We start from the raw sequence: 17,471 nt of genomic DNA, 5'->3' as shown, positions 1-17,471 counted from the left end.
ACCACGCCCGCGTTCTATTGTTTGCGTATGTACGCAGATAGTGGACCTGACCCGTTGCCTGACGATCAGGTCTGCTTGGTGGTCGAGGTGTTCCGAATGCTCGCCGACGCGACCCGCGTGCAGGTGCTGTGGACGCTGGCAGACCGCGAAATGTCGGTCAATGAACTCGCCGAGCAGGTGGGCAAGCCCGCGCCGTCGGTCTCCCAGCACCTGGCAAAGCTACGAATGGCGCGGCTGGTGCGCACCCGCCGCGATGGAACCACGATCTTTTACCGTCTGGAGAACGAGCACGTGCGCCAGCTCGTCATCGACGCCGTTTTCAACGCCGAGCACGCCGGTCCCGGGATTCCCCGCCACCACCGTGCTGCCGGCGGACTGCAGTCGGTCGCTAAGGCATCGGCTACCAAGGATGTCGGGTAAGCCAATTAACGGTGAGCACAACCACGCCCCGGTTGCGCCGCAGGTCCGGGGTCAGACCTTAGGGCAGTAGTGCGTCGGGTTGTCACGCTCGTCGGGCGGCGGCAGGTTGCGCGCGGGCGTCTGTACTAGCGGCGCATCGGCGGGGATGCGGCCGGTGGCACGGTCCCAGCCGGCGCGAGCCCGCGGGTGCTTGCGAAACCGGAATGGCACCAAGGCAAAGACGAGCCGGACGATGTCGCCAAAGCGGCGGTGCAACCATTCGTCGCGGCGCAACCACCGGTAGCCCATCAGCTCGCGCACGGGCGGATCGTAGAGTCCGACGGTCAGCCAGACGAAGAACCGGGCCAGCAACTTGCGCTGCGCGGCCCACAGCCAATCCGGAACTCGTTGGGCGAATGGCGGTTTGGGTAGTTCGGTCAGGTCGAGCACGGCACGCGCCGCGAAGTTGTTCTCCAGCACGTTGCGGCACATGTGGTCCCAGTAGTCCTGAAACTCCTCCCAGGTCGCCGGCACCGGCCGCATGCTCATGCCGTACATGCGGTACCACTGGACGTGCTCGTCAAATAGCTGGCGCCGCTGCGCCTCGGTCAGGCCACCGCAGAACCGCTCGGCCACATGCAACGTGCCGACAAAGAAGGTGGCGTGCGCCCAGTAGAAGACGTCGGGATTCAACGCGTGGTAGCGACGGCCCGCACCGTCGACACCCTTGATGGTGATGTGGTAGTCACGCACCTGCACACCGGTGACTGGGGCTCGATCGCCGTCGAAGACAACTCCGCCGATCGGGTACAACGACCGCAGCAGCCGTGGCCAGCGTTCCCGGAAGAACGTCGAATGATCTTCGACCGCCGCGCCCAGCTGCGGATGCATATTCTGCATGGATCCCGCCCACGGTCCCTGCAGCATCCCGCGCCAGTCACCGAAGTATCGCCACGTCAGCGAATCCGGCCCCAGCGGCAGCGGCGGCGATTCGTAACCCAGCGGTGACACGGGGCAACCGCCGGCCAGTCCGCGGAACCCTATAGGCCTGCCAAGCTGGCCCGCAACCGGCGAGGAATCCTGCACGGTGCTGGTCAGCGGACAGGTAGCAGACGTATCTTGGGTCACTGGTGGTTTTGCCTGCTGAATCTTCATTGGCCACACGAATTCTGACTACGCACGTTGTCACGATGGAGTTTAGGAGAGCTGTGCAGACCGGTCAAAACCGGGGCCGCTGGTCCGGTGTCCCCTTGGAAAGTCGGCACGCCCTACGTCGAGACAACCTCGTCGCCGCCGGCGTGCAGTTGCTCGGCGGCGCAGGCGGACCCGCACTCACCGTCCGCGCAGTGTGCCGCCACGCCGGCCTGACAGAACGCTACTTTTACGAAAGCTTCGCCGACCGTGAACATTTCGTTCGCGCGGTCTACGACGACGTCTGCACACGAGCGATGGCAACCCTCACGTCCGCGCAAACCCCGCGCGAGGCCGTAGAGCAATTCGTCGAGCTGATGGTCGATGATCCGGTGCGCGGGCGCGTGCTGTTGCTGGCGCCGGCGGTAGAACCGGCCCTGACCCGGTCGGGCGCGGAGTGGATGCCCAACTTCATCGAGTTGCTGCAACGCAAGTTGTCCCGCATCGTTGATCCAGTTCTGCAGAAACTGGTCGCCACCAGCTTGATCGGCGCTCTTACCGGTCTGTTCACCGCATATCTGAACGGACGGCTGGGAGCCACCCGCAAGCAATTCATCGACTACTGCGTCAACATGTTGCTCAGCACCGCCGCCACCTACGCACCGCACCGCGAGCGGGGAGAATCCGAACACTCCATCCCAGCCGGGCCGCACAACTGAGGACGACTGGGGTTCACCCCACGCGGCCACCGGGGCCCGCCGATGCCAGCATCCTGCCCGCTGCTGGCAGCTCAACATGCCGCGCGAAGCCCAAACTTGATGCTACCGAGAGACACAGATATATTGACTGCAACCATTAGACACAGATAACTGGAGGCGCCATGTCAGCCAAGCTGACCGACCTGCAGCTGCTGCACGAACTTGAACCGGTCGTCGAGAAGTACCTGAACCGGCACCTGAGCATGCACAAGCCCTGGAACCCGCACGACTACATCCCGTGGTCGGACGGGAAGAACTACTACGCGCTCGGCGGGCAGGATTGGGACCCCGACCAGAGCAAGCTTTCTGATGTCGCCCAGGTGGCGATGGTGCAGAACCTGGTCACCGAGGACAACCTGCCGTCGTATCACCGCGAGATCGCGATGAACATGGGCATGGACGGCGCGTGGGGGCAGTGGGTCAACCGTTGGACCGCCGAGGAGAATCGGCACGGCATCGCGCTGCGCGACTACCTGGTGGTGACCCGATCGGTCGACCCTGTCGAGTTGGAGAAACTTCGCCTCGAGGTAGTCAACCGGGGCTTCAGCCCAGGCCAAAACCACCAGGGCCACTATTTCGCGGAGAGCCTCACCGACTCCGTCCTCTATGTCAGTTTCCAGGAACTGGCAACCCGGATTTCGCACCGCAATACCGGCAAGGCATGTAACGACCCCGTCGCCGACCAGCTCATGGCCAAGATCTCGGCAGACGAGAATCTGCACATGATCTTCTACCGCGACGTCAGCGAGGCCGCGTTCGACCTCGTGCCCAACCAGGCCATGAAGTCGCTGCACCTGATTTTGAGCCACTTCCAGATGCCCGGCTTCCAAGTACCCGAGTTCCGGCGCAAAGCCGTGGTCATCGCCGTCGGGGGTGTCTACGACCCGCGCATCCACCTCGACGAAGTCGTCATGCCGGTACTGAAGAAATGGCGTATCTTCGAGCGCGAGGACTTCACCGGCGAGGGGGCTAAGCTGCGCGACGAGCTGGCCCTGGTGATCAAGGACCTCGAGCTGGCCTGCGACAAGTTCGAGGTGTCCAAGCAACGCCAACTCGACCGGGAAGCCCGTACGGGCAAGAAGGTCAGCGCCCACGAGCTGCATAAAACCGCTGGCAAACTGGCGATGAGCCGTCGTTAGCCCGGCGACGATGCAGAGCGCGCAGCGCGATGAGCAGGAGGCGGGCAATCCAACCCAGCCCGGCGACGATGCAGAGCGCGCAGCGCGATGAGCAGGAGGCGGGCAATCCAACCCAGCCCGGCGTTGCGCATCGGCCCGATCGAGCTCGCCAGCCCGGTTGTGCTGGCTCCGATGGCCGGTGTGACGAACGTCGCATTCCGGGCGCTGTGTCGTCAGCTGGAACAGTCGAAGGTCGGCACGGTCAGCGGACTGTATGTCTGCGAGATGGTGACCGCACGTGCGCTCATCGAGCGGCACCCGGTCACCATGCACATGACAACGTTCTCCGCGGACGAATCACCACGCTCGCTGCAGCTGTACACCGTCGATCCGGACACCACGTATGCGGCCGCTCGGATGATCGCTGGCGAAGGGTTAGCCGATCACATCGACATGAATTTCGGCTGCCCAGTGCCCAAAGTCACCAAGCGCGGCGGCGGGGCGGCGCTACCGTTCAAACGGCGGCTATTCGGTCAGATCGTGGCCGCGGCTGTGCGCGCCACCGAAGGCACCGATATACCGGTGACGGTCAAGTTTCGCATTGGCATCGATGACGCCCACCACACACATCTGGATGCCGGCCGCATCGCTGAGGCCGAAGGAGCCGCTGCGGTCGCGCTGCACGCCCGTACCGCGGCACAACGCTATTCCGGCACCGCCGACTGGGAACAGATCGCCCGGCTCAAGCAGCATGTCCGGACGATTCCGGTGCTCGGCAACGGCGACATCTACGATGCCGGCGACGCACTGGCCATGATGTCCACCACCGGCTGTGACGGCGTGGTCATCGGCCGTGGCTGCCTGGGCCGTCCCTGGCTATTTGCCGAGTTGTCCGCGGCTTTCACCGGCAGCCCGGCCCCCACCCCACCCACGCTCGGCGAAGTCGCCGACATCATCCGCCGTCACGGCACCTTGCTGGCCGCACACTTCGGCGAGGACAAGGGCATGCGCGATATCCGCAAGCACATCGCCTGGTATCTCCATGGCTTCCCGGCGGGCTCCGCGCTCCGGCGGGCGTTAGCAATGGTCAAGACGTTCGACGAGCTCGACTGCCTGCTGGACCGGTTGGACGGCACGGTACCGTTCCCGGACTCCGCGACTGGCGCCCGGGGCCGGCAGGGTTCCCCCGCCCGGGTGGCCCTTCCCGACGGCTGGCTAACCGACCCCGACGACTGCCGAGTGCCGGAAGGGGCGGACGCCATGGGGTCGGGTGGCTGAATCGAGACCCTGTCGAAATCGCGTCTGGACCGATAAATCAGTACGATGTGGGCCTTGCTGCATTGTGCGGCGCCGAATCGTGGCGGTGCTGCGCGAAGGTGCGCGTAGGACACGCAGCCAACACCGCGGGCGTCCGCCACCTAGACTCTCGGAGGCCGGTAGGACATGAGTGACGGCGAGAGCGCCGCGCCGTGGGCACGGCTCTCCGAGTCAGCATTCCCCGATGGTGTTGACCGATGGATCACGGTACCGCCCGCCACATGGGTGGCAGCCCAGGGTCCGCGGGACACCCAGAATGTCGGCTGTCATGCCACCGGCGCCGTTAGTGTGGCCGATCTGATCGCCAGGCTCGGCCCCGCTTTTCCTGACCTCCCCACGCACCGCCATGTCGCCCCCGAACCCGAGCCATCCGGCCGCGGCCCGAAGGTCCCCGACGACGCCGACGACCAGCAGGACACCGAGGCTATCGCCATCCCGGCCCACTCGCTCGAGTTCCTCTCGGAGCTTCCCGACCTCCGGGCAGCCAACTATCCGCGCGCCGACCACGCCCGCCGTGAACCCGAGCTACCCGGCAAGCAGCTAACCGGATCGGCTCGAGTGCGGCCATTGCGGATCCGCCGAACGTCGCCCGCGCCCGCCAAGCCAGCGCCGAACTCCGGCCGGCGCCCGATGGTGCTGGCCGCGCGCTCGCTGGCGGCTCTGTTTGCCGCTCTGGCGTTGGCGCTGACCGGCGGGGCATGGCAGTGGAGCGCGTCGAAGAACAGCCGGCTCAACATGGTAAGCGCGCTCGACCCGCATTCGGGCGACATCGTCAACCCCAGCGGGCAGCATGGCGACGAGAACTTCTTGCTCGTCGGTATGGACTCTCGTGCCGGGGCGAACGCCAATATCGGCGCCGGCGACGCCGAGGACGCCGGCGGCGCACGTTCGGACACCGTCATGCTGGTCAACATTCCGGCCAGCCGCGAGCGGGTCGTCGCGGTGTCGTTCCCCCGCGACCTGGCGATCACTCCAATCCAATGCGAGGCGTGGAACCCCGAGACCGGTAAGTACGGACCCATCTACGACGAGAAGACGGGAACGATGGGTCCCAGACTGGTTTACACGGAGACCAAGCTGAACTCGGCATTCTCCTTCGGCGGGCCTAAGTGTCTAGTGAAGGTCATTCAGAAACTGTCGGGCTTGAGCATCAACCGGTTCATCGCGATTGACTTCGTCGGTTTCGCGCGGATGGTCGAGGCCCTCGGCGGCGTCGAGGTATGCAGCACCACCCCGTTGCGGGACTACGAACTGGGCACGGTGCTGGAGCACGCCGGACGCCAGGTCATTGACGGGCCGACCGCGCTGAACTATGTGCGCGCCCGCCAGGTCACCACCGAGGGCAATGGCGACTACGGGCGCATCAAACGCCAGCAGTTGTTTTTGTCGTCGCTGCTGCGTTCGATGATCTCGACGGACACCTTGTTCAACCTCGGCAGGCTCAACAACGTCGTCAACATGTTCATCGGTAACAGCTACGTGGACAACGTCAAGACCAAAGACCTGGTCGAACTCGGTCGATCGTTGCAGCATATGGCGGCCGGGCACGTCACGTTCGTGACCGTTCCGACCGGTATAACCGACCAGAACGGCGACGAGCCCCCACGTACCTCCGACATGAAGGCGCTTTTCACCGCCATCATCGACGACGATCCGCTGCCCCTGGAAAACGATCACAACGCCCAGCGTCTGGGCAACACACCGACGACCCCGCCGACCACCACCAAGAAGGCACCGCAGGCGGGTCAGACCAACGAGATTCAGCACCAGCAGGTTACGACGACCTCGCCAAAAGAGGTCACAGTGCAGGTCTCTAACTCGACCGGCCAGGCCGGTTTGGCCACCACCGCCACCGATCAGCTCAGGCGGAACGGCTTCAACGTGATGGCTCCGGACGACTACCCGAGTTCGCTGCGGGCCACTACAGTGTTTTTTTCGCCCGGCAACGAACAGGCTGCCGCCACCGTGGCCGCCGCGTTCGGCCAGTCAAAGATCGAGCGGGTGACCGGGATCGGCCAACTGGTCCAGGTGGTGCTCGGCCAAGACTTCAGCGCGGTGCGCGCTCCCCTGCCGAGTGGCTCCACCGTCAGCGTGCAGATAAGCCGCAACTCATCCAGCCCACCGACCAAGCTGCCCGAGGACCTGACGGTCACCAACGCCGCCGACACCACCTGCGAGTAGCCGCATTAACACGACGCTTACGGCATTTTCCAAGGTCGGGAACGTAGGCTTGAGCACATGCGGACCGCCTACCATGAGCAACTCTCGGAATTATCCGAGCGTCTCGGGGAAATGTGCGGGCTAGCAGGCATCGCCATGGAGCGGGCAACCCAAGCCTTGCTGCAGGCCGATCTCGTGCTGGCCGAGCAAGTGATCTCCGACCACGAAAAGATCGCGACGCTAAGCGCCCGGGCCGAGGAGAGTGCATTCGTTCTTCTGGCGTTGCAGGCACCGGTCGCCGGTGACCTCAGAGCCATTGTGAGCGCCATCCAGATGGTGGCTGACATCGACCGGATGGGGGCGTTGGCGCTGCATGTCGCCAAGATCGCCCGCCGTCGGCATCCCCAGCACGCGCTGCCCGAAGAGGTCAACGGTTATTTTGCCGAAATGGGAAGAGTTGCAGTCGAATTGGGCAACAGCGCCCAAGAGGTCGTGTTGTCGCACGACCCGGAAAAGGCCGCCCAGATCCGCGAAGAAGACGACGCGATGGACGACCTGCACCGGCATTTGTTCACCGTGCTGATGGACCGCGAATGGAAGCACGGAGTGGCGGCCGCCGTCGACGTGACGTTGCTGAGCCGATTCTACGAGCGCTTTGCCGACCACGCCGTGGAAGTGGCACGACGCGTGATCTTCCAGGCGACCGGCGCCTTTCCCTAGGCCGAGCAAACATCCACCCGCGGTGACGCCAGCCTGGCCATCGAGGCCATCGGGCCTAGCCGAAGCGCCCGGAGATGTAGTCCTCGGTGGCCTTCTGGTTCGGGTTGGAGAAGATTTTCTCGGTGCTGGCGATCTCTACCAGCCGCCCCGGCTTTCCCACCGCTTCCAGGTTGAAGAATGCCGTCTGATCACTCACCCGGGCAGCCTGCTGCATGTTATGGGTGACGATGACGATGGTGTACCGCTGCTTGAGCTCGCTGATCAGGTCTTCGATGGCCATGGTCGAGATTGGGTCCAGCGAGGAGCAGGGCTCGTCCATCAGCAACACGTCGGGTTGCACGGCGATTGCCCGTGCGATGCACAACCGCTGCTGCTGCCCCCCAGACAATCCGCCGCCGGGTTTATCCAATCGATCCTTGACCTCGTCCCACAGGTTTGCGCCGCGCAGCGAGTATTCGGCCGTATCGTCGAGCACCTTGCGATTGCGCACACCCTGCAGCTTCAGGCCGGCTACCACATTGTTGCGAATCGACATGGCGGGGAATGGATTCGGCCGCTGAAACACCATCCCGATTGCCCGGCGGACACCGACCGGGTCGATACCGGGGGCGTAGATATCTTGATCATCGAGCAGTACAGCACCCTCGACTCGAGCTCCGGGGATGACCTCATGCATCCGGTTCAAGGTGCGCAGCACCGTCGTCTTGCCGCAGCCCGAGGGACCGATGAACGCCGTGACGCTGCGGGGCAGAATCGCCAGCGACACATCAGCGACCGCATGAAATGACCCGTAGTAGATGTTGACGTCCGTGAGGTCCAACCGCTTGGCCACTTAAGCTCCTGCTTACGACTTCTTGGGAGGGAACATCTTCGGTCAGTTATCCGTGCCAGCCAGCGCGTAGGCGGTATCGACGCTGTAGGTGGTGAAGCCCAGGCTCTGGTAGGTTCGCACGGCCGCCACATTGTCCGACTCCACGTAGAGCAGCACGGCGGGTTCGACCGCAGGGTCGAGGGTCTTCCGACCGCCCAGCCGACGGGCCAGCGAGACGATACCGATCGACGTCAACATCTGGCCGAGACCACGGCGCTGCGCCGCCGGATCGACGCCCAGCACGTACACCTCGCCCAATCCCGGGTGATCGGGATGCACTTTGGTCCAATGGAAACCCAGCAACCGGCCAGGCCGGTCACGTGGCGAATCACCGAAGGCCAAGATCAGGCCGTCTGGATCGAACCACGTCTCGCCACGCCGCTCGGCAAGCTGAACCGCGGTCCACCCACCCTGTTCCGGGTGTCCGGCGAACGCGGCGTTGTTGACCCGGAGTAGCTCAGCGTCGTCGGACGTGCCCGCGTAGGTGCGGATCACCACCCCGTCGGGGATCGTCGGTTCGGGGATATCACGCAGCGGGCGTCGCATCTGGATCAGTTCACGGACGCCGACCAGACCCAGCGCGGACGCGGTCGCGCGAGCGGGATCCAGCGTGCCGTGCGCCCAGAACTGGTTGCGGCCGGCGGTCTTGGCCAATGCCGCGCGGGCCATGGCGGTGCCGATACCGCGCCGTCGAGACTGCGGATGCACCACCAACTCCGCCATCGCACCACCCGCGCCCCGGGGTGGGCTGAGGTTGAGGTAGCCGATGATCGGGCCGCCCGGTCGCGAACCGGCCACCAGCAGATGCTCGGTGCGTTGCTGGCCCAGTTCCCGCAGCACCTGTTCACCCACGGGTGCTACCCCATCGACTGCTGTTGTCGCCGTGACCAGTGCACGCACGCTGCGCTGCTCGTCGGCGGTCAGAGCGGAGCGCCAGTCAAGCGCCGTCACTGACTGCGTAACGGGTCGACCAGTGGTTCTTGCATACCATCCCGGCCGGGATCGGCGTCTTCGTCGTCGGGGTCCACGGCCGGCGGTCGGCCGCGCGCCGGCCGAACAGCTTTGTATCCGACGTTGCGCACCGTGCCGATCAGCGCTTCATGCTCGGGGCCGAGTTTGGCCCGCAACCGCCGCACGTGCACATCAACAGTCCGGGTGCCCCCGAAGAAGTCATACCCCCATACTTCGTGCAGCAGCTGCGCCCGAGTGAACACCCGGCCGGCATGCTGCGCCAGGTATTTCAGCAGCTCGAACTCTTTGTAGGTGAGATCCAGCGGGCGGCCACGCAGCCGGGCGGTGTAGGTGCCTTCGTCGATCACCAGCTCGCCCAGGCTCACCTTGCCCAGACTCTCCTGGTCAGCCAGATCTCCGCGCCGGCCAACCACCAGCCGCAGTCTGGCGTCGATCTCAGCGGGCCCGGTGCTGGGCAGCAGGATCTCGTCTAGCCCCCAGTCAGCGCTGACCGCCACCAGCCCGCCTTCGCTCACCACCGCCAGTACCGGGATCGACCGGCCGGTCGAGCTCAACAGGCGGCACAGGCCTCGCCCGGACGACAGGTCATTGCGCGCGTCGACGAGCACAGCGTCTGCGTTTCCCGCCTCCAGCAACGAAGACGCCTCGGCCGGCGCCGTCCGCACGGTGTGGGGCAGCAGCGACAGCGCCGGCAGGACCGGATCCGGATACAGCTCCGAGGTCAGCAGTAATAACTCCAACAAGCCCCTCCAGCGTCGTGGGAAAGGCGTCTCCCAGTTGATCGCGCCATGTGACGGTAGCGGCAGCTCATCTAACGATAACGTGCCACCTGACGAGGCGCTCCGGGACGGGCTCGAGCGCTGGGCGACAATATGCCGATGCGCAAGGTGCTGGTCGCGGTGACCGGGGCGGCGATCGTCGTGGCCGTTCTCATCGTGGGCGCCGTCGGCGCCGATTTCGGGGCCAGCATCTATGCCGAGTACCGGCTGTCGACCACTGTGCGCAAAGCGGCAAACCTGAGGTCAGACCCGTTCGTCGCCATCCTACGGTTCCCATTCATCCCGCAGGCGATGCGGGAACACTACGCGGAGCTAGAAATCAAGGCATTTGCCGTGGAGCACGCCGGAGTCGGCACGGCCACTCTGGAGGCCACTATGCATTCGATCGACTTGTCCTACGCGTCCTGGCTGATCAGGGCCGATGCCAAGCTCCCGGTCGGCGAGCTGGAGAGTCGCATCATCATCGACTCCATGCACCTGGGCCGCTACCTGGGCATTAGCGACCTTATGGTCGCCGCGCCCCGTCAGGAGAGCAACGACGCCACCGGCGGCACTACCGAGTCCGGGATATCTGGCAACCGCGGGCTGGTGTTCAGCGGCACGCCCACATCGGCCAACTTCGCTCACCGGGTCAGCGTCTTGGTGGACCTGTCCGTTGCCTCGGACGACCGCGCGACCTTGGTTATCACCCCCACCGCCGTCGTGACCGGACCCGACACCGCGGACCAACCGGTTCCGGATGACAAGCGGGATGCGGTGCTGCACGCCTTCGCCAGCAAGCTGCCCAACCAGAAGCTGCCGTTCGGGGTGGTGCCAAACACCGTGGGGGCGCGCGGATCGGACGTCATCATCGAAGGCATTACCCGGGGAGTAACGATCTCGCTCGACGAGTTCAAACAGTCATGACGACCATGATCGTCGCTTCCGTTGCTACAGGTGCGCTGGCGACCATTGCCCGGTGGTTGCTGACCCGGCGGTCAGTGATCCTGCGGGAGGTTGGTCCGGAAACGACACCGGCGGCTCCGGCGCGCACCGCGGAACGGGGCCTGTCCGGGGCCGGGCCGACCGTCGTGCATTTCAGGGCCCCAGGGTGTGCGCCCTGCGACCGGGTACGCCGAGTGGTCGGCGACGTCTGCGCCGATCTGGGCGATGTTGCTCACATCGAGGTCGACCTGGACTCCAACCCGCAGGCAGCGCGGCGATTTTCGGTGCTTTCGCTGCCCACCACGTTGATCTTCGATGTCGACGGGCGACAGCGCTACCGGACCTCCGGGGTCCCCAAGGCCGCCGACCTGCGCTCTGCCCTGAAACCACTGTTGGCTTGAGCACTATGCGATTGGGTAAGCTGTCCGACGTGTCAGCCCGCATCGAGCCCATGCTCACCAAGCGCCGCGCAGTTGATCTGTGCCGCCTAGCGGGTTGTTGCTGTTGCTGTAGCTGCTGAGTAGCCGCGCACGTCCGCGCAGCACTTCGAGCAGCCTAGGAGCCCCACCGTAGCGTGTCGCCCGCCGTTTCTGTGCAACAGACGTCCCAAGGAGCAGTCAAGCAGTAACACTCCCCGTCCCGCCTAACCAGTTGACCACGCTGGTCACCGAACAATGCGAAAGGATTCCCGCCATGGCACGCTGCGATGTCCTGGTCTCCGCCGACTGGGCTGAGAGCAATCTGCACGCGCCGAAGGTCGTTTTCGTCGAAGTGGACGAGGACACCAGTGCATATGACCGTGACCATATTGCCGGCGCGATCAAGTTGGACTGGCGCACCGACCTGCAGGATCCGGTCAAACGTGACTTCGTCGACGCCCAGCAATTCTCCAAGCTGCTGTCCGAGCGTGGCATCGCCAACGAGGACACGGTGATCCTCTACGGCGGCAACAACAACTGGTTCGCCGCCTACGCGTACTGGTATTTCAAGCTCTACGGCCATGAGAAGGTCAAGTTGCTCGACGGCGGCCGCAAGAAGTGGGAGCTCGACGGGCGCCCGCTGTCCAGCGACCCGGTCAGCCGGCCGGTGACCTCCTACACCGCCTCCCCGCCGGACAACACGATTCGGGCATTCCGCGACGAGGTCCTGGCGGCCATCAACGTCAAGAACCTCATCGACGTGCGCTCTCCCGACGAGTTCTCCGGCAAGATCCTGGCCCCCGCGCACCTGCCGCAGGAACAAAGCCAGCGGCCCGGACACATTCCTGGTGCGATCAACGTGCCGTGGAGCAGGGCCGCCAACGAGGACGGCACCTTCAAGTCCGATGAGGAGTTGGCCAAGCTTTACGCCGACGCCGGCCTAGACGACAGCAAGGAAACGATTGCCTACTGCCGAATCGGGGAGCGGTCCTCGCACACCTGGTTCGTGTTGCGGGAATTACTCGGACACCAAAACGTCAAGAACTACGACGGCAGTTGGACAGAATACGGCTCCCTGGTGGGTGCCCCGATCGAGTTGGGAAGCTGATATGTGCTCTGGACCCAAGCAAGGACTGACGTTGCCGGCCAGCGTCGACCTGGAAAAAGAAACGGTGATCACCGGCCGCGTAGTGGACGGTGACGGCCAGGCCGTGGGCGGCGCGTTCGTGCGGCTGCTGGACTCCTCCGACGAGTTCACCGCGGAGGTCGTCGCGTCGGCCACCGGCGATTTCCGGTTCTTCGCCGCGCCCGGATCCTGGACGCTGCGCGCGCTGTCGGCGGCCGGCAATGGCGACGCGGTGGTGCAGCCCTCGGGCGCGGGCATCCACGAGGTAGACGTCAAGATCGCCTGACCGGCCCCAATCAGGCCCAGACGAGCCAGGGCCACGGAAGCGGCCGCGGCCGCATACACTCGTCCCCGTGGTGCTGTTCTTCGAGATCATGCTGGTCTTGGCTACCGTGGTTATCTCCTGGTTCGCGCTGTACACGCTGTACCGGCTCGTTACCGACGAGTCGTGAGTTCCGGCGCGGGCTCGGATGCGACAGGGGCCGGCGGCGTCCATGCTGCGGGCTCCGGCGACCGTGCGGTCGCCGCTGCCGTCGAGCGGGCCAAGGCGACTGCCGCGCGCAATATCCCTGCCTTCGACGATTTGCCGGTTCCCGCCGATACCGCGAACCTGCGCGAAGGTGCCGACCTGAACAATGCACTGCTGGCGCTGCTGCCACTGGTCGGCGTGTGGCGCGGCGAAGGCGAGGGCCGCGGACCCGACGGCGACTACCGGTTCGGCCAGCAGATCGTTGTGTCACACGACGGCGGCGACTATCTGAATTGGGAATCCCGGTCCTGGCGGCTCACCGCCACGGGCGACTACCAGGAACCAGGCTTACGAGAAGCGGGATTCTGGCGGTTCGTCGCCGACCCGTACGATCCGAGCGAGTCTCAGGCGATCGAGTTGCTGTTGGCGCATTCGGCCGGTTATGTCGAACTGTTCTACGGGCGGCCGCGCACCCAGTCCTCGTGGGAGTTGGTGACCGATGCGCTGGCCCGCAGTCGGTCTGGCGTGCTGGTCGGCGGCGCCAAACGACTCTACGGCATCGTCGAAGGTGGCGACCTGGCCTACGTCGAGGAACGCGTAGATGCCGACGGCGGGCTGGTACCACATCTGTCGGCGCGGTTGTCCCGGTTCGTCGGATAACGGCGAGCGGTATGGCCGGCGCTGACCACAACAGAGGTTGCCGTATCACCGATCGCTGACAATAGCGGCGTCCACCAATTCGGCAAACACCTCAGCGATCGGGGTGCGGGGTAATCGCCGCCCGTCCAGGGTGTGTACGCGGGCGGCCAGAGTCATGCTCGATACCAACCAAATACCTTGGGAATCCAAGAGATCGGCGACGCGTAGGGCACGGTAGTCGCAGTCGTAGCCTTTCGCGCGGGCGACTTCGAAGAGCGCTTGTTGCGTGGTTCCCCGCAGGATTGGATACCACGGAGGCGGCGTTAGCAAGCAGGCGTTCCCGCCCCTTTGGTCACCGTCGGTGGCGATCACCACCGTCGAGCGAGGGCCTTCCAGGACGTAGCCGTCCGTGCTGACGAAGATGACGTCGCCGGCGCCCTGCCGGGCGGCATGACGCAGGACGGCCATGTTCACCGCATAGGACAGTGTTTTGGCGCTGGCCATCAGCCACGGCATGGCGTCGCCACCGTCAGCCGGCAAACCGCGGTCCAGCGTGATCGCCGACACACCATCGCGGCGGGCCCCGATAACTCGCGCCGGGACCGGACTGACCATGACATAAGCCGTCGGCGCCGAGCCACCCTCCCGACCGCGGCTGTAGATCAAGCGCAGCGCGCCCTCGTCAGCGGTGCTAGCCACCCACCGCTGGGTTGCCACCTCGACCGCGCGGCGCCACCTGGGGAGATCCGGTTCGGGAAGGTCCATCAACCTGGCTGATTGGGTCAGCCGCTGCAGGTGCGCTTCAACCAGACAGGCTCGGCCGTCGCGCACCAGCAGTGTCTCGAAAACGCCATCCCCCCGTACAGCGGCAAGATCATCGGCGTGCAGCAGCGGCATACCCGGCTGCAGGATCTCACCGTCAAGCGTGACCACCACGCCCGTCTGCCTCAACATGTCCCTGCAGCCTAGCTGCACACTGGTCAACGAGGCCGAGCGCGGCTTTTCGTAGAGTTGTTGTGTGGCCGCAGTCCCTGCCCCAGACCCCGGACCCGACGCGGGTGCGATCTGGCATTACGGCGACCCGCTGGGCGAGCAACGCGCGGGGCAAGCCGATGCCGTGCTGGTGGATCGCTCGCACCGCGCCGTGCTCACCCTCGACGGTGGCGATCGGCAAACCTGGCTGCACAGCATCTCCACGCAACACGTCAGCGACCTGCCTGAGGGCGCCAGCACCCAAAATCTCAGCCTGGACGGACAAGGTCGAGTTGAGGACCACTGGATACAGACCGAGCTGGGTGGCACGACCTATCTCGATACCGAGCCGTGGCGGGGTGAACCGCTGCTGGCCTATTTGCGCAAGATGGTTTTTTGGTCGATGGTCACTCCTCGTGCCGCTGATATGGCGGTGTTGTCGCTATTGGGGCCGCGACTGGCTGAGCAACGAGTGCTCGACGCGCTGGGTCTGGATGTCTTGCCCGCTGAGTGGCTGGCCGTGCCGCTTGCCGGCGGCGGGATTGTCCGCCGGATGCCCGACGGCCTAGCGGGCCAAATCGAACTGGACGTGGTGGTGAAGCGCGGCGATCGTGCCGACTGGCAGCGTCGCCTGACTCAGGCGGGTGTGCGCCCGGCCGGCATCTGGGCCTATGAAGCCCATCGAGTGGCTCACCGGGTGCCGGCTAGGCGCCCGCGGCTGGGCGTTGACACCGATGAACGCACCATCCCTCACGAAGTGGGTTGGATCGGTGGCCCCGGCGCCGGAGCCGTCCACCTGAACAAGGGCTGTTACCGAGGGCAAGAGACCGTCGCACGGGTGCACAACCTGGGTAGACCACCCCGGATGCTGGTGTTGTTGCATCTGGACGGGTCAGTGCAGCGGCCGTCGACGGGCGATGCGGTGCTGGCCGGCGGTCGCACGGTGGGACGACTGGGAACGGTGGTCGAGCACGTAGAGCTAGGGCCGGTGGCACTGGCCCTGCTCAAACGGGGTCTGCCGGGCGACACCGCGCTGGTAACCGGTCCGGAAGCCGAGGTTGCCGCGGTGATCGACGTCGACTCGCTGCCGCCCGCCGACGATGTGGGCGCCGGACGGCGGGCCGTCGAGCGGCTGCGCGGCGGTATTCGGTGATTACCCGTGCCCTCCGTAGCGGCGGGCAGGCCGCCCCGCGCCCGACCGGGCGGCACGGTAAACTGTCGGCAGGACAATAAACGACACCAGAGATCGGAGCCGCCTACTCGTTAGGCCGCTCCGTTATTTCGCGAGGGGGTTCCCCCATGGGCCGCGGCCGGGCTAAGGCAAAGCAGACCAAGGTTGCTCGAGAATTGAAATACAGCTCCCCGCAGACCGACTTCCAGCGGCTTCAGCGTGAGCTGTCAGGTACCGGTACCGGTGAATCCGACCGACTGGACGGCGACGGCCCGTCGGACGACGACTCGTGGAACGACGAGGACGACTGGCGTCGCTAGCACCACGGAGCTGCCCCCCGCACGGTGCCGATTCGGTTCCCATCGGCGCGGCGTTGACCTCATTAGACCCGGTTAGGTCTGGTTCTTAGAATCTCGGGTGCTGCCCAACCAGTTTTGCCCGCGGGCCTTGTTTTCCGCCTTTGCAGACGGTTCCCAATACCCAGCAGTCCAGGTGCCGCGCGGTCAGGACGGCCAGGGCGCGCGTCGTGTCTTCGGGGGCGACGACGGCGATCATGCCGACACCCATGTTGAACGTCTTCTCCATCTCTGTGCGCCTGACCCGGCCGCGCTGGGCAATCATGGTGAACACCGGCGCGGGTGTCCAGGTGCCGCGGTCGACCTCGGCGATGAGGCCATGCGGGATGACCCGTTGCAGGTTGCCGGCGAGCCCGCCGCCGGTGACGTGGCAAAACGTCCGGACACGGGTTTCGGCGGCCAAGGCCAAACAGTCTTTGGCGTAGATGCGAGTCGGCTCCAGTAACTCTTCGCCCAAGGTGCGACCGAACTCCTCCACATAACCGGCCAGATTCATCCGGTCGATCTCCAGCAACACCTTGCGGACCAGCGAGTACCCATTGGAATGCAGACCCGACGAGCCCATCGCGATGATGACGTCGCCGGGTTTGACCCGGTCGGGACCCAGCACATTGTCCGCCTCGACGACGCCGACGCCGGTGGCAGAGATATCGTAGTGATCGGGCTCGATCAGGCCCGGATGTTCTGCGGTCTCGCCGCCAAGCAGCGCACAGCCGGCACGCATGCACCCATCGGCGATACCGGCGACGATCGCGCTGAGTCGCTCCGGCACGATCCGGCCGACGGCGATGTAATCCAACAGGAACAGCGGCTCGGCGCCGCAGACCACCAAGTCATCGACCACCATCGCCACCAGGTCCAGGCCCACCGTGTCGTGCTTATCCATCGCCTGAGCGATCGCGAGTTTGGTGCCGACGCCGTCGCTTGAGGCCGCCAGCACCGGTTCGCGGTAGTCGCCGCGGAGAGTGAACAGTCCGGCGAATCCCCCCAGCCCGCCGCGCACTTCGGGTCTGGTGGCCTTCGAAGCGAGCGGCTTGAACAGGTCGATGGCGCGGTCACCGGCTTCGATGTCGACCCCGGCCGACGCGTAGGTGATACCCCGACTACCCGGGTCTTTTCCGGGGCCTTTTGCGAGATCCGTCATCGCGATAAAGGCTACCGCGCGTGCGT

At 65.2% G+C, this 17,471-nt stretch carries 20 protein-coding genes; 14 read left to right on the top strand and 6 right to left on the bottom strand.

The genetic code is table 11. The features are described from left to right. Positions 1–27: 27 nt before the first annotated feature. Positions 28–420 (top strand): Ni(II)/Co(II)-sensing metalloregulatory transcriptional repressor KmtR, encoded by a 393-nt coding sequence (kmtR, locus tag MCAN_RS04315; protein WP_014000449.1) that lies wholly within the window; start codon positions 28–30, stop codon positions 418–420. Positions 421–471: 51 nt separating this feature from the next. On the opposite strand, the gene MCAN_RS04310 is transcribed toward kmtR, so the two are convergent. Next, positions 472–1,527, bottom strand: coding sequence for an oxygenase MpaB family protein (locus MCAN_RS04310; protein WP_014000448.1), 1,056 nt, complete (start codon positions 1,525–1,527; stop codon positions 472–474). 80 nt (positions 1,528–1,607) lie between these two features. On the opposite strand from MCAN_RS04310, the gene MCAN_RS04305 reads away from it, so the two are divergent. From MCAN_RS04305 to phoU, 5 genes are all read left to right on the top strand, one after another. Further along, complete coding sequence (locus tag MCAN_RS04305; protein ID WP_003404326.1) at positions 1,608–2,249, top strand: TetR/AcrR family transcriptional regulator; 642 nt, start codon at positions 1,608–1,610, stop codon at positions 2,247–2,249. Between the two features lie 161 nt (positions 2,250–2,410). After that, positions 2,411–3,427: an acyl-ACP desaturase DesA1 gene (gene desA1, locus MCAN_RS04300; protein WP_003404321.1), complete on the top strand. Its 1,017-nt coding sequence runs from the start codon at positions 2,411–2,413 to the stop codon at positions 3,425–3,427. A gap of 87 nt (positions 3,428–3,514) precedes the next feature. Continuing rightward, positions 3,515–4,684: a tRNA dihydrouridine synthase DusB gene (dusB, locus tag MCAN_RS04295; RefSeq protein ID WP_003898601.1), complete on the top strand. Its 1,170-nt coding sequence runs from the start codon at positions 3,515–3,517 to the stop codon at positions 4,682–4,684. A gap of 165 nt (positions 4,685–4,849) precedes the next feature. Beyond that, complete coding sequence (locus tag MCAN_RS04290) at positions 4,850–6,904, top strand: LCP family protein (RefSeq protein ID WP_014000447.1); 2,055 nt, start codon at positions 4,850–4,852, stop codon at positions 6,902–6,904. 57 nt (positions 6,905–6,961) lie between these two features. After that, positions 6,962–7,603 (top strand): phosphate signaling complex protein PhoU, encoded by a 642-nt coding sequence (phoU, locus tag MCAN_RS04285; protein WP_003404314.1) that lies wholly within the window; start codon positions 6,962–6,964, stop codon positions 7,601–7,603. Positions 7,604–7,658: 55 nt separating this feature from the next. Here phoU and pstB read toward each other — a convergent pair whose 3' ends face one another. Genes pstB through MCAN_RS04270 form a run of 3 tightly spaced genes read right to left on the bottom strand, consistent with a single transcriptional unit; the run spans position 7,659 to position 10,189 of the window. Then, positions 7,659–8,435: a phosphate ABC transporter ATP-binding protein PstB gene (gene pstB, locus MCAN_RS04280; RefSeq protein WP_014000446.1), complete on the bottom strand. Its 777-nt coding sequence runs from the start codon at positions 8,433–8,435 to the stop codon at positions 7,659–7,661. Positions 8,436–8,477: 42 nt separating this feature from the next. Continuing rightward, on the bottom strand, positions 8,478–9,425 hold the full coding sequence (gene mshD / locus MCAN_RS04275; RefSeq protein ID WP_014000445.1) for a mycothiol synthase: 948 nt from the start codon (positions 9,423–9,425) through the stop codon (positions 8,478–8,480). Then, entirely contained in the window at positions 9,422–10,189 is a 768-nt protein-coding gene (locus MCAN_RS04270; RefSeq protein ID WP_014000444.1) for a winged helix-turn-helix transcriptional regulator, read from the bottom strand. The genes mshD and MCAN_RS04270 overlap by 4 nt, the downstream gene beginning before the upstream one ends. Before the next feature lie 129 nt (positions 10,190–10,318). Between MCAN_RS04270 and lmeA the strand changes: the two genes are divergently transcribed. The 6 genes from lmeA to MCAN_RS04240 all read left to right on the top strand — a co-directional run bounded on the left by lmeA (position 10,319) and on the right by MCAN_RS04240 (position 13,823). After that, the gene (gene lmeA / locus MCAN_RS04265) at positions 10,319–11,131 is read left to right on the top strand and encodes a mannan chain length control protein LmeA (protein WP_014000443.1); all 813 of its coding nucleotides are present in this window, start codon (positions 10,319–10,321) and stop codon (positions 11,129–11,131) included. Next, positions 11,128–11,550 carry a thioredoxin family protein gene (locus tag MCAN_RS04260; protein WP_014000442.1) on the top strand — a complete coding sequence of 141 codons (423 nt, stop codon included), beginning with the start codon at positions 11,128–11,130 and terminating at the stop codon, positions 11,548–11,550. Before lmeA ends, MCAN_RS04260 begins: the two co-directional genes overlap by 4 nt. A 5-nt stretch (positions 11,551–11,555) precedes the next feature. Beyond that, positions 11,556–11,669, top strand: coding sequence for an Ms5788A family Cys-rich leader peptide (locus MCAN_RS24060; protein WP_349814712.1), 114 nt, complete (start codon positions 11,556–11,558; stop codon positions 11,667–11,669). Positions 11,670–11,842: 173 nt separating this feature from the next. Further along, positions 11,843–12,676, top strand: a complete 834-nt coding sequence (locus tag MCAN_RS04255) for a sulfurtransferase (RefSeq protein ID WP_014000441.1) — start codon at positions 11,843–11,845, stop codon at positions 12,674–12,676. Between the two features lies 1 nt (position 12,677). Next, a complete protein-coding gene (locus tag MCAN_RS04250; RefSeq protein ID WP_003905391.1) occupies positions 12,678–12,980 on the top strand; it encodes a DUF1416 domain-containing protein in 303 nt (100 codons plus the stop codon). Between the two features lie 162 nt (positions 12,981–13,142). Then, a complete protein-coding gene (locus MCAN_RS04240; RefSeq protein ID WP_003898596.1) occupies positions 13,143–13,823 on the top strand; it encodes a nitrobindin family protein in 681 nt (226 codons plus the stop codon). Positions 13,824–13,868: 45 nt separating this feature from the next. On the opposite strand, the gene MCAN_RS04235 is transcribed toward MCAN_RS04240, so the two are convergent. Next, on the bottom strand, positions 13,869–14,738 hold the full coding sequence (locus MCAN_RS04235) for an aminodeoxychorismate lyase (RefSeq protein WP_014000440.1): 870 nt from the start codon (positions 14,736–14,738) through the stop codon (positions 13,869–13,871). A gap of 82 nt (positions 14,739–14,820) precedes the next feature. Here MCAN_RS04235 and ygfZ point away from each other — a divergent pair, with 82 nt between their 5' ends. Continuing rightward, positions 14,821–15,927: a CAF17-like 4Fe-4S cluster assembly/insertion protein YgfZ gene (gene ygfZ / locus MCAN_RS04230; RefSeq protein WP_014000439.1), complete on the top strand. Its 1,107-nt coding sequence runs from the start codon at positions 14,821–14,823 to the stop codon at positions 15,925–15,927. A 146-nt stretch (positions 15,928–16,073) separates the two neighbouring features. Continuing rightward, a complete protein-coding gene (locus MCAN_RS04225) occupies positions 16,074–16,265 on the top strand; it encodes a DUF3073 domain-containing protein (protein WP_014000438.1) in 192 nt (63 codons plus the stop codon). 85 nt (positions 16,266–16,350) lie between these two features. Here MCAN_RS04225 and purM read toward each other — a convergent pair whose 3' ends face one another. After that, positions 16,351–17,445, bottom strand: a complete 1,095-nt coding sequence (purM, locus tag MCAN_RS04220) for a phosphoribosylformylglycinamidine cyclo-ligase (RefSeq protein ID WP_014000437.1) — start codon at positions 17,443–17,445, stop codon at positions 16,351–16,353. Positions 17,446–17,471: the final 26 nt, after the last annotated feature.

It is taken from the genome of Mycobacterium canetti CIPT 140010059, from assembly GCF_000253375.1.
GTDB classification, from domain to species: Bacteria; Actinomycetota; Actinomycetes; order Mycobacteriales; family Mycobacteriaceae; genus Mycobacterium; species Mycobacterium tuberculosis.
This window is presented reverse-complemented; position numbering and strand designations above follow the sequence as displayed.

What these genes read in the sequence shown, in the direction of transcription:
- dusB (WP_003898601.1), top strand. Translation starts at nt 3,515, where the DNA reads ATGAGCAGGAGGCGGGCAATCCAACCCAGCCCGGCGTTGCGCATCGGC.
- MCAN_RS04260 (WP_014000442.1), top strand. Translation starts at nt 11,128, where the DNA reads ATGACGACCATGATCGTCGCTTCCGTTGCTACAGGTGCGCTGGCGACC.
- phoU (WP_003404314.1), top strand. Translation starts at nt 6,962, where the DNA reads ATGCGGACCGCCTACCATGAGCAACTCTCGGAATTATCCGAGCGTCTC.
- MCAN_RS04255 (WP_014000441.1), top strand. Translation starts at nt 11,843, where the DNA reads ATGGCACGCTGCGATGTCCTGGTCTCCGCCGACTGGGCTGAGAGCAAT.
- MCAN_RS04225 (WP_014000438.1), top strand. Translation starts at nt 16,074, where the DNA reads ATGGGCCGCGGCCGGGCTAAGGCAAAGCAGACCAAGGTTGCTCGAGAA.
- MCAN_RS04250 (WP_003905391.1), top strand. Translation starts at nt 12,678, where the DNA reads ATGTGCTCTGGACCCAAGCAAGGACTGACGTTGCCGGCCAGCGTCGAC.
- MCAN_RS24060 (WP_349814712.1), top strand. Translation starts at nt 11,556, where the DNA reads ATGCGATTGGGTAAGCTGTCCGACGTGTCAGCCCGCATCGAGCCCATG.
- MCAN_RS04290 (WP_014000447.1), top strand. Translation starts at nt 4,850, where the DNA reads ATGAGTGACGGCGAGAGCGCCGCGCCGTGGGCACGGCTCTCCGAGTCA.
- desA1 (WP_003404321.1), top strand. Translation starts at nt 2,411, where the DNA reads ATGTCAGCCAAGCTGACCGACCTGCAGCTGCTGCACGAACTTGAACCG.
- purM (WP_014000437.1), bottom strand. Translation starts at nt 17,445, where the DNA reads ATGACGGATCTCGCAAAAGGCCCCGGAAAAGACCCGGGTAGTCGGGGT.
- lmeA (WP_014000443.1), top strand. Translation starts at nt 10,319, where the DNA reads ATGCCGATGCGCAAGGTGCTGGTCGCGGTGACCGGGGCGGCGATCGTC.
- kmtR (WP_014000449.1), top strand. Translation starts at nt 28, where the DNA reads ATGTACGCAGATAGTGGACCTGACCCGTTGCCTGACGATCAGGTCTGC.